The 11,231-nt window shown below is 60.0% G+C and carries 9 protein-coding genes and 2 pseudogenes; 3 read left to right on the top strand and 8 right to left on the bottom strand.

What is annotated here, in order from left to right; genetic code table 11:
- Positions 1–109 precede the first annotated feature (109 nt).
- Both ASG68_RS30995 and ASG68_RS30990 read right to left on the bottom strand, forming a co-directional pair.
- Positions 110–399 (bottom strand): annotated as a pseudogene (locus tag ASG68_RS30995) (DUF427 domain-containing protein); the annotation flags it as partial.
- A 419-nt stretch (positions 400–818) separates the two neighbouring features.
- Positions 819–977: pseudogene (locus ASG68_RS30990) on the bottom strand (sigma factor-like helix-turn-helix DNA-binding protein); the annotation flags it as partial.
- 95 nt (positions 978–1,072) lie between these two features.
- Here ASG68_RS30990 and ASG68_RS29065 point away from each other — a divergent pair.
- A complete protein-coding gene (locus ASG68_RS29065) occupies positions 1,073–1,636 on the top strand; it encodes a hypothetical protein (protein WP_062581331.1) in 564 nt (187 codons plus the stop codon).
- A gap of 62 nt (positions 1,637–1,698) precedes the next feature.
- Here the strand turns inward: ASG68_RS29065 and rpoD are convergent, their stop codons facing one another.
- The 4 genes from rpoD to ASG68_RS29045 form a co-directional block, all read right to left on the bottom strand.
- Positions 1,699–3,753 carry an RNA polymerase sigma factor RpoD gene (rpoD, locus tag ASG68_RS29060; RefSeq protein WP_062581329.1) on the bottom strand — a complete coding sequence of 685 codons (2,055 nt, stop codon included), beginning with the start codon at positions 3,751–3,753 and terminating at the stop codon, positions 1,699–1,701.
- 459 nt (positions 3,754–4,212) lie between these two features.
- Positions 4,213–4,557, bottom strand: coding sequence for a GFA family protein (locus ASG68_RS29055; protein ID WP_062581327.1), 345 nt, complete (start codon positions 4,555–4,557; stop codon positions 4,213–4,215).
- A 60-nt stretch (positions 4,558–4,617) separates the two neighbouring features.
- Positions 4,618–5,652 (bottom strand): L-threonine 3-dehydrogenase, encoded by a 1,035-nt coding sequence (tdh, locus tag ASG68_RS29050; RefSeq protein ID WP_062581325.1) that lies wholly within the window; start codon positions 5,650–5,652, stop codon positions 4,618–4,620.
- Positions 5,653–5,900: 248 nt separating this feature from the next.
- Positions 5,901–7,088, bottom strand: coding sequence for a glycine C-acetyltransferase (locus tag ASG68_RS29045; protein ID WP_062581323.1), 1,188 nt, complete (start codon positions 7,086–7,088; stop codon positions 5,901–5,903).
- 269 nt (positions 7,089–7,357) lie between these two features.
- On the opposite strand from ASG68_RS29045, the gene ASG68_RS29040 reads away from it, so the two are divergent.
- Together ASG68_RS29040 and ASG68_RS29035 are read left to right on the top strand one after the other, a co-directional pair.
- The gene (locus ASG68_RS29040; protein ID WP_062581321.1) at positions 7,358–7,765 is read left to right on the top strand and encodes a lysozyme inhibitor LprI family protein; all 408 of its coding nucleotides are present in this window, start codon (positions 7,358–7,360) and stop codon (positions 7,763–7,765) included.
- Positions 7,766–7,862: 97 nt separating this feature from the next.
- Complete coding sequence (locus ASG68_RS29035; RefSeq protein ID WP_062581319.1) at positions 7,863–8,633, top strand: SDR family oxidoreductase; 771 nt, start codon at positions 7,863–7,865, stop codon at positions 8,631–8,633.
- On the opposite strand, the gene ASG68_RS29030 is transcribed toward ASG68_RS29035, so the two are convergent.
- Both ASG68_RS29030 and recQ read right to left on the bottom strand, forming a co-directional pair.
- Positions 8,634–9,119, bottom strand: coding sequence for a cupin domain-containing protein (locus ASG68_RS29030; protein WP_062581317.1), 486 nt, complete (start codon positions 9,117–9,119; stop codon positions 8,634–8,636).
- 32 nt (positions 9,120–9,151) lie between these two features.
- The gene (recQ, locus tag ASG68_RS29025; protein WP_062581315.1) at positions 9,152–11,008 is read right to left on the bottom strand and encodes a DNA helicase RecQ; all 1,857 of its coding nucleotides are present in this window, start codon (positions 11,006–11,008) and stop codon (positions 9,152–9,154) included.
- Positions 11,009–11,231: the final 223 nt, after the last annotated feature.

The raw sequence follows: 11,231 nt of genomic DNA, 5'->3' as shown, positions 1-11,231 counted from the left end.
CCTACAACGAAATCCATCCTCATTCCGCGCTCAAGATGGCTTCCCCTCGGCAGTTCATCAGGGCTAAATCAAACTAGCCGACATGTCCGGTGAAACGGGGTGCACTTCAGGACCAGATCGCATCGGCAAGGCGCGGACCTCCTGCTGGCACGCTGAAATAAGAGGCTTCTCCCTTGTAGGGGCACAATAGGTCATGTGGTCGCTGCGCTTCAGCGCCGCCATATCGACATCCGAACGCGGGATATAGTGCACAGGCGGACAGGAAGCCTCACGCAGAGTCAGGACATTACGGCTATCGGCAATGGTCCGGCCGTTGAGCAGGATGACGATGCGTGCATCACTTGCGGTGACGGTAATCGGATGATCGGGACCGGGGATTTTGATGGGCTTATTGGGCATCAGGCATCCTTGTTCGAAGGCAACAGGGATGACATGGGGTGCAATAAGGCCTTGCCCAAGATGCGCTGCCCGAAAAGATCGCAGCCGAAAGGCGATCGAGGAAAACCCGGCCAGCTTTAAACGAACGCGCCGGACTACTGAAACGTCTTGTTCTGGAGGATTCGAAGGTTGCTTGGGAGGTTCCGGGCTACCATCCCCTCCCTCTTTCCCGTGCTTGTCACGGGAATCCATTCAGCCCAAGTCATTGGGCTGAAAGAGTCTTTTGACCCGACGGACGTCGGGTCGCTGGATTCCCGCCACGAGGGCGAGGATGACGGAGTGTGAGGGTTGGCTCTCGTCAAACAACCGGCCTCCGAGTTTGTCGGTAGGCTACACCGGCCAGCTTTCACTGACCGGTCTCCGATATCTCAAGCAGCCAATTAGCTGTCGAGGAAGCTCCGCAGCTTGCGCGAGCGGCTCGGGTGCTTCAGCTTGCGCAGCGCCTTGGCTTCGATCTGGCGGATACGTTCGCGGGTGACCGAGAACTGCTGGCCGACTTCTTCGAGCGTGTGGTCGGTGTTCATGCCGATCCAGGTCCTTCCAACAGGGCAACGGAAAGCAATTTCTACGCATTAAAGGATATTGACGCGTAAAAACTGCCACGCCACCTTTCTTGAAACAAAGGGAGGAGCAAATGAAATTCGCAGAGCTTTTGCAACGTCGCCGGCAGCTATCATTGCCTGGTTATAAAACGTTGGCCGATGTTGGCTTCGATGGAGACAATTGGATCAGTCCCTATCAAACCATATCAAACTCGAAAACGGGACCTGTTTTAGTTGCCTATAACTGGTTGGATGCACCGTCTGTTTTACAACATCGGCAAATTCTGGCTAAGCTTGGCTATCTTCCCGGCATCCCCTTCAATCAGGTGATGGACCTTGCGTTAGAGTATGCTGGCTTATCTCGTCCGGATATCTACGTGACGCAGGCATTTCATCTCCTGCCGACAACACGCTCAGAGGGGATACCGCAACGGTATGTTGATTATTCATTCGAGCATGTTACGCGCCATGAAATCGAGAACCGAAAAGTAATTGCATTGGGCACAGCCGCCATGGCCGCCTGCCGGCGCCATGGCGTGAAGGCTACTGAAGTCTGCCATCCGAGTTCAAGGACTGGCAGTTATCAAGACAGGGCCAAGGTAATCGGAGACGCTTTGAAAGATGCCAACAAGGTTTATATAAAAGTCACGCTTTAAACGAAAAACCCGGCCAGCGTCCGCTGACCGGGTTCCGATATTTCATCCCTTCAAGCAGCACGTCAGCTGTCGAGGAACGAGCGCAGCTTGCGGCTGCGGCTCGGGTGCTTCAGCTTGCGCAGCGCCTTGGCTTCGATCTGGCGGATACGTTCGCGGGTGACCGAGAACTGTTGGCCGACTTCTTCGAGCGTGTGGTCGGTGTTCATGCCGATGCCGAAGCGCATGCGGAGCACACGTTCTTCACGCGGCGTGAGCGATGCGAGAACGCGAGTCGTCGTTTCGCGCAGGTTCGCCTGGATGGCGGCGTCGATCGGCAGCAGCGCGTTCTTGTCCTCGATGAAATCACCGAGATGCGAATCCTCTTCGTCACCCACCGGGGTTTCGAGCGAGATCGGTTCCTTGGCAATCTTCAGGACCTTGCGGACCTTCTCGAGCGGCATGGCGAGCTTTTCGGCCAGTTCTTCCGGCGTCGGCTCGCGGCCGATCTCGTGCAGCATCTGGCGCGATGTACGAACGATCTTGTTGATCGTTTCGATCATATGCACCGGAATACGGATCGTGCGGGCCTGGTCGGCGATCGAACGGGTGATCGCCTGCCGGATCCACCATGTGGCATAGGTCGAGAACTTGTAGCCACGACGGTACTCGAACTTGTCGACCGCCTTCATCAGGCCGATATTGCCTTCCTGGATGAGATCGAGGAACTGCAGGCCGCGATTGGTGTACTTCTTGGCAATCGAGATGACGAGGCGAAGGTTCGCTTCGACCATTTCCTTCTTGGCGATGCGGGCTTCGCGCTCGCCCTTCTGCACCATGGATACGATACGGCGGAATTCGAAGATCGAGATACCGGTTTCGGTGGCAAGATTCTGGATCTCGCCGCGAATGTTGCGGATCATCGTGCCTTCGTTCTTGGCGAATTCCTTCCAGCCCTTGGCGGCCAGGTTGGAGATAGACTTCATCCAGTTCGGATCGAGCTCCGCGCCGGAATACTGCTCCAGGAACGAGTCGCGCTTGACGCCATAGGACTCGGCCAGGCGCAGCAGACGGCCTTCGTTCTGCATCAGGCGCTTGGAGATGTCGTAGAGCTGCTCGACAAGGCTATCGACGCGGTTCTGGTTGAGCGACAGCGACTTCACGGCCGTGATCAGCTCGTCCTTCAGTTCCTTGTAGCGGCGCTCCTGGGCGGGAGACAACGTGCCGGTTGCCTGCAGGCGGGCTTCCACCTGCTGATCCTGCAGCTTGCGCAGCTTCTTGTAGGTCTCGGCGATGATGTCGAGCGTTTCCATGACCTGCGGGCGCAGTTCGGCTTCCATGGCCGCAAGGGACAGGTTCGACTCGTCGTCGTCCTCTTCCTCCTCTTCCGGAGGCAGGCCTTCGCCGCCGACATTGGTGATGTCGTCGTCGCCACCGCCACGCGGCCGGCGGTTCTTTTCCTTTTCTTCCGCCGCCTTACGGTCGGCCTCGATCTTTTCCGGGCTCTGGAACTGCGGCGCAGCCTTGGCCTCGGGACCGGAATAGGTGGTTTCGAGATCGATGATCTCGCGCAACAGCGTGTTGCCTTCGTTGAGTTCGTCACGCCAGATGATGATGGCCTGGAACGTCAACGGGCTCTCACAGAGACCGGCGATCATCGTTTCGCGGCCGGCTTCGATGCGCTTGGCAATGGCGATTTCGCCCTCGCGCGACAGAAGCTCGACCGAGCCCATTTCGCGCAGGTACATGCGCACCGGATCGTCGGTACGATCGGTCGGTTCTTTCTTCTTGGCGGTTGCCAGCGCCGTGCCGCTTGACGGCGCAAGTTCGCCGCCTTCGCTGTCCCCGTCGGAATCGCCGTCTTCGTCCTCGGAAGCCGCAGCCCCCTCGTCCGTTTCCTCGTCCTCGACGACATTGATGCCCATGTCGGACAGCATTGCCATCGTATCTTCGATCTGCTCGGACGTCACTTCCTCGGAAGGCAGGACGGAGTTCAGCTCGTCCATGGTCACATAGCCACGCTTCTTGGCGGCCTTGATCATCTTCTTGACAGCGTCATCCGAGAGGTCGAGAAGCGGTCCATCGGGTGCGCCTTCGCGTTCGCCTTCTGCTTCTTCGTTCTCTTTGACTTTTGTTGCCATTTAAATCGTCGCTTTCCTGGACAGCATTCAACGTATGAGCGGTGCAGACCTTATCCAGGCCCGAGAGCGTCAGACGCTCCCACCGCGAATCATTACCCCTGACGTAAAGGGATGATATTTAATTCCTGATTAACCACGATAGTCACCGCGGTTCCATTGGCCGGCTGCGACAGCAGCGCCATTCGGACATCATTCTCATGATGGTCGTATCCGCCGTACCCATTTCACCCTTTGTGCCAGAAATGGTGATTCCCACAATTTTCGGTCCCGTCAAGCATTTCCGGCGAAAAACCGTTCAAAACGGCAAAAAAGACTGAATCACCCTGTCGGTTTCAAAGATTCAGTTCCCATGGCGGAAATGTAGGAATGACTGGACAAAAGACAAGGGCTCGCGGGCTTCGAGATCTTCCGTGAACAACCAATTTCAGCCAAAAGACGCCGATTTGGAAAGTATTTCCCTCAGAACTGTTTGCCGTCCACCTTGATAACGACAAGCGAATCCAGATCGACATCGGGAAGGCAGCGTACATTGATGGCCGCGATCGGGCCATCCATTCCGTCTCCCTCTCCATAGGGCGCGATGCCGCAGACGGCGCAGAAATGATGCTGGATGACATACTTGTGGAACTGGTAGGTGGAGACAGCCGATTCCGGTGTACGCAACGTCACCATCTCGCTCGGCACAAAGGCGATCAACCCGCCGCGCCGCCGGCACATCGAGCAATTGCAGTCGATCACCTCGGTGATCTCGCTATCGACCTCGAAGACGATGCCGCCGCAATGACAGCTTCCGATATAGGCCATGCACCTTCCCCACGCGTTTCATCCGTAACAGATCACACAGTCGCGAGGGATTTCAAGCGGCTACCAGTCCATCACCACCTTGCCGGAATTGCCGGAGCGCATGGCCTCGAACCCCTCGCGAAAATCGTCGATGCCGATGCGGTGGGTGATGATCGGGGACAGATCGAGCCCGCCCTGGACAAAGGCGATCATCTTGTACCAGGTCTCGAACATTTCGCGGCCATAGATGCCCTTCAGATTGAGCATCTTGAAGATGACCTTGTTCCAGTCGATCTCGAAGCCCGTCGGCGCGATGCCGAGAATGGCGATCTTGCCGCCATTGTTCATCTTGTCGATCATGTCACGGAAGGCCGGCGCCGCACCCGACATTTCCAGCCCGACATCGAAGCCCTCGGTCATGCCGATGCGCTTCATCACCTCCGACAGGTTTTCCTTCGAGGCATCGACGACATAATCGATGCCGACCTTCTCGGCGAGCGCGAGGCGGACGGGGTTGATATCGGTGATGACGACCTTGCGGGCGCCGGAGCGCTTGGCGACCATCGCCCCCATGATGCCGATCGGGCCGGCACCGGTGACCAGCACGTCCTCGCCGACGACGTCGAAGGACAGGGCGGTATGCACGGCATTGCCGAACGGGTCGAAGATGGCCGCGACCTCATCCGGCACCTCGTCGGGAATGGCGACGACATTGTATTCGGGGATGCAGACATATTCGCCGAACGAGCCCGGGCGGTGAACGCCGACGCCGAGCGTGTTGCGGCAGAGATGTCCCCTGCCCGCCCGGCAATTGCGGCACTTGCCGCAGACGATGTGCCCCTCGCCCGACACGCGCTCGCCGACATGGTACTTGGTGACGGCCGAACCGATCTCGGCGATCTCGCCGACGAATTCATGACCGACCACCATCGGCACCGGAATGGTCTTCTGCGCCCATTGGTCCCAGTTCCAGATATGCACGTCGGTGCCGCAGATAGCGGATTTCTTCACCTTGATAAGCACGTCGTTGGGACCGGGCTCCGGAACCGGCACATGCTCCATCCAGAGGCCGACTTCGGGCTTGGCCTTGACGAGGGCTTTCATCATGTTGGTCATTTCGTGTGTCCTCACTCGAGCCTGTGGAGCAGACCCCCTCACCAACTTCGGCCAAGGGTTCGCTGACGCTCACCCGGCCTTCGTATCCTCTCCCGCAAGGGGAGAGTTAAACCCGCGGCACCGTCTTGCCTCATATGAGAAACGGTGATTGTGGCACCCTACCTCTCCCCTTGCGGGAGAGGATAGCAAGTCCGTGAGAGGCGCAAGCCGATCACTGGACGCGCTTGGTGAGGGGTTTTATTGCCCCCTCAAATCACACCCAGCTCCCGCCCGACCTCCTCGAACACCGAAATCGCCCGGCGCACATCCGCCTCGCTGTGGGCGGCCGACATCTGGGTGCGGATGCGGGCCTGGCCCTTGGGGACGACGGGGAAGGAGAAGCCGACGACGTAGACGCCCTTTTCCAGCATCTTTGCGGCCATCTCCTGCGCCAGCGCGGCATCGCCGAGCATGACGGGGATGATCGGGTGGCCCTCGCCGGCCAGCGTGAAGCCGAGCTTGCCCATTTCGCTGCGGAACAGTGCGGCATTGGCTTCGAGCCGGGCGCGCAGGGCGTCGCCATTGTCGATCAGATCGAACACCTTCAGCGAGGCAGCGGCGATAACCGGGGCGAGCGTGTTGGAAAACAGATAGGGGCGCGAGCGCTGCCGCAGCCAGTCGACCACTTCCCGTTTCGCCGAGGTATAACCGCCGGATGCACCGCCGAGCGCCTTGCCGAGCGTGCCGGTGATGATGTCCACCCTGCCCTCGACCCCGCAATATTCGGCCGAGCCGCGGCCATGTTTTCCGACGAAGCCGACGGCGTGGCTGTCATCGACCATGACCATGGCGCCGTACCTTTCGGCGAGATCGCACACGCCCTGCAGATTGGCGATGATGCCATCCATCGAGAAGACGCCATCGGTGGCGATCAGCTTGAAGCGCGAGCCCTCGGCCTTCTTCAGTTCTTCTTCCAGCGCCGCCATGTCGTTGTTGGCATAGCGGAAGCGCTTGGCCTTGGAGAGACGCACGCCATCGATGATCGAGGCGTGGTTCAGCGCATCGGAAATGATCGCATCCTCGTCGGTCAGAAGCGTCTCGAACAGTCCGCCATTGGCATCGAAGCAGGAGGAATAGAGGATCGTATCTTCCATGCCGAGGAAGGAGGAGATGCGGGCCTCAAGCTGCTTGTGTTCCTCCTGTGTGCCGCAGATGAAGCGGACGGAGGCCATGCCATAGCCGTATCGATCCAGCGCCTGCTTGCCGGCTTCTGCGAGTTCCTGATTGTCGGCGAGACCCAGATAATTGTTGGCGCAGAAGTTCAGGACGCGCGCGCCGGAGGCGACCTCGATCTCGCCGGCCTGCTTGGAGGTGATGACGCGCTCGGACTTGTAGAGCCCCGCCGCCTTCAGGCCTTCGAGTTCGGATGACAGGTGATGGATGAAGGCTGTCGTCATGATATCCGCTTTCGAGGCTCGGGATCAGGTTGTCAGGCAGACCTAACATATTCCTGTCCCGATGACAGCGAAAGAGAGCGGCAGGAGGCGGCGTTGGCGCGATATGATGCGGAAGCGCTCTTGCCTAAAGGCGACGGGCGATGTTTCAAAAACACGCAGGCACCGGACGTCCTGTCATCAAAGCAACTTCTTGTTGCCGTTACATCCAGAGATTGCCTAGACTGCCCATCAACGAATGTTCAATGTCTGCTGTCATCAGGGAGGATTTCATGAACCGCGTGATTCTATGTGCCGCGCTGGCCTTGTTCACAACCGGAGTCGCGCAGGCTGCCGATGATTGCGCCAATGCTTCCGACCAGGCGACGATGAACATCTGCGCCGGCGACTCGTTCAAGAAATCCGACAAGCAGCTCAACGACCTCTACAAACAGATCGAGGCGCGGCTGAAAGACGATGCGGACACGACGAAGCTGCTCGTCACGGCGCAACGCTCTTGGGTCGCATTTCGCGACGCCGAATGCACGTTTTCATCGTCCGGCGTCGCGGAAGGCACGGCCTATCCGATGATCTACGCCATGTGCCTCGATGGCATGACGCAGGAAAGGGTGAAGGACCTGCAGACCTATCTCTCCTGCGAGGAAGGCGACCTGAGCTGCCCGGTTCCGTCGGCACAGTGACGAGCAGCGGCGCTGATCGTTTCTCTCTTAAAAAATTAGGTGACTGAGTCAATCATTTTGGTGTCGATGGGTCCAGGATCAGTCGGCGGGTTTGAGCATGAGCATTTTCGATAGATTTTCCCTGAAGGGCCGGATCGCGCTGGTGACCGGTGGTGGGCGCGGCCTTGGGCTGGAGATCGCCCGGGCATTGGCCGATGCAGGTGCGCATGTCGTCATCACCGGCCGCACCGCCTCGACGCTTTCTGATGCCGTTGCTGCCATCGGCGCAACCGGCGGCAGCGCGGAATCCGCCGCCTTCGATATTGCCGACCGGGATGCCCAGCGCGCCGCGTTGTCGGATATCGAGGCAAAGCACGGGCGGCTCGACATTCTCGTCAACAATGTCGGCGCCCGCGACCGGCGCCCACTGGCGGAGTTCGACAATGACGCCATTCTCGACCTGATCCGCACGGACCTGCTTGCGGCCGCGACCCTGTCGCGCGATTCGGCCGCGCTGATGAAGAAGAACGGACACGGACGGCTGATTTCGGTCACCTCGATCAACGGTCAGGTGGCCATGCCCGGAGACGGGATCTATCCCGTCGCGAAACAGGGACTGACCGGCCTGATGCGATCAATGGCCGTCGAATACGGGCCTTTCGGTATTACCAGCAACGCGATCGCGCCAGGCTGGTTTGCAACCGAAACCAATGCGAGCCTCGCCAACGACGAAGGCCTGATGCCTTTCGTGCGCCAGCGCATTCCCGTGCAACGCTGGGGCCGCCCCGACGAAATCGCCGGCGCTGCGCTGTTTCTGGCGAGCGATGCAGCGTCCTTCGTCAACGGCCATGTGCTGACGGTGGATGGCGGCATGACGGTACGGATGTAACTATTCCGGCCGCTTGTGAATCGGGTCTACCCAATAGACCTCTTCCGGCTTTTCGACGGGGTCGACATCGGTGATGTTGACGACGACTGCCTCGTTGTCGGAGCGGACGAGCACGCATTCCAGTACATTGTCCGGGTCGGCGTTGATTTCCTGGTGCGGAACATAGGGCGGCACATAGATGAAATCACCGGGACCGGCTTCGGCGACATATTCCAACCGCTCGCCCCAACGCATGCGTGCCTTGCCGCGCAGGACGAAGATGACGCTTTCGAGCGCACCGTGATGATGGACGCCGGTCTTGGCATTGGCCTCGATGGCGACGGTGCCGGCCCAGATCTTCTGCGCACCCACGCGGGCGTGGGTGATCGCGGCCTGCCGATACATGCCCGGCGTCTGCGGCGTGTTGTCGTCAAGCTGGTCGCCCTTGATGACGCGGACGCCGTCATGTTTCCAGCGCTCCGGATCGTCGTGATGGTGATCGCTCATGCCGCCTCCCGTTCCCATGTCCCAGAACGCAGTCACTCCGCCGCCCGAATAACCTTCAAGAACGCATCCCCATACCGTTCCAGCTTGGATTGGCCAATGCCGGAAATGCCGAGCAATGCGTCGCGGCTCTGCGGCCGTTCCTTCGAGAGCGCGATCAGCGTCGTATCCGGGAAGATGACATAGGGCGGCACGGAGAGTTCCTTGGCGAGGCCGGCGCGCAAGGCGCGCAACTGTTGGAAAAGGTCCTGATCGCCACCCTGCAGCTCTGCCTTGGCGGCCGGTGAGCCGCCTTTGCTGTGGCGCGCGGCCTTGCCCGTGGTCGGGCGGTCCTTGCGGAAGCGGACCTCGTGTTCGCGTTTGAAAACGCCCCTCGCCTGTTCTGTCAGCTTGAGCGCGCCGAACGCTTGATGATCGACGCTGACATAGCCGGCAGCGAGCAGCTGGCGATAGACCGATTGCCACGTTTTCGAGGGAATATCCTTGCCGGCGCCGAAAACAGGCATGTCAGCATGGCCAAAGCGCGTGGTCTTTTCGGTTTCGTTGCCGAGCAGCACATCGATCAGGTGGCCGGTTCCGAAACGCTCGCCGGTGCGGTAGATCGCCGCGAGCGCCTTGATCGCGGCATCCGTGCCGTCCCAGGTTTCGACCGGTTTCAGGCAGGTATCGCAATTGTCGCAGCCGCCGGGATGGGCCTCGCCGAAATGCGCTAGAATCGCCTGACGGCGGCAGCGGGGCGTTTCGCAGATGCCAAGCAGCGCATTGAGCTTGGCGCGCTCCACCCGCTTGATATCGTCGGCGGAACCGCTCTCGTCGATCATCCGGCCGCGCTGGATGACATCGGCCATGCCATAGGCCATCCAGACATCCGACGGCAGGCCATCGCGCCCGGCGCGGCCGGTCTCCTGATAGTAGGCCTCGACCGAGCCCGGCAGATCGAGATGGGCGACATAGCGCACGTTCGGTTTGTCGATGCCCATGCCGAAGGCGACGGTGGCGACCAGGCAGAGGTCTTCCTCCTTCAGGAAGGCATCCTGATTGGCGTCACGCACCGCGCGGTCCATGCCGGCATGATAGGCGAGCGCGCGGATACCCTGCGTATTCAGCCATTCGGCGGTGTCCTCGACCTTTGCCCGCGACAGGCAATAGACGATACCGCTCGAGCCTTCATGACGCGACAGGAAGCGTAGCAGCTGCTGGCGCGGCTGGTCGCGCTCGACGATCTCATAGGTGATATTGGGCCGGTCGAACGAGGTGGTGAAGACCGCCGCCCGCTGCAGGCCGAGCCTTTCAATGATATCCTCTCGGGTATGCGGATCGGCGGTCGCCGTCAGCGCCAACCGCGGGACGCCGGGATAAAGCTCGCCGAGATGGCCGAGCTCGCGATATTCCGGCCGGAAATCATGGCCCCACTGGGAGACGCAGTGGGCTTCATCGATGGCAAACAAGGCGATCCGGGCATTGCCGATCATCTCCTTGAAGCCCGGCGTGACGATCCGCTCCGGCGTCACATAGAGAAGGTCGAGATCGCCATTGGCGATCGCCCGGCGCACATCGAGAAATTCTTCACGCGACAGCGACGAATTGAGCGCCGCCGCCCGCACACCCAGCTGCTTCAGCGCCTCAACCTGATCGCGCATCAGCGCGATCAGCGGCGAGACCACGATGCCGACACCATCCCTGCAAAGCGCCGGCACCTGGAAGCAGAGCGACTTGCCCGCCCCCGTCGGAAACAGCACGACCGCATCGCCACCCGAGACGACCCGATCGACGACCGCCGCCTGCTTGCCGCGAAAGGCCGAATATCCGTAGACCCTCTTCAGAACCGAAAGCGGATTCTTCACGCCTTCATTGTCAAACAGGGGATCGATACGGTCTTGGATCTGCGGCATGGAATCGCTTTCGTGGGGAGAAAGGAACTATGGCACAGGTGGAGTGGTGGGGGCGAGGGTTTGTGAAAGGCTTCACCATATCGCTTCCGCTCGATCGTGGTCCGAGTGATGTGGGACGGTCCTCAACAGGACAACTCCGCTGACGATCACAGAGAAAAGCCCGGCTCTCCGCCGGGCTTTTCGGGGATAGCAGCGCCGCAGCAGTTCGCAGGCGGCGCTTCAG

It is taken from the genome of Rhizobium sp. Leaf453 (assembly GCF_001425605.1).
Classification (GTDB): Bacteria; Pseudomonadota; Alphaproteobacteria; order Rhizobiales; family Rhizobiaceae; genus Pararhizobium.
This window is presented reverse-complemented; position numbering and strand designations above follow the sequence as displayed.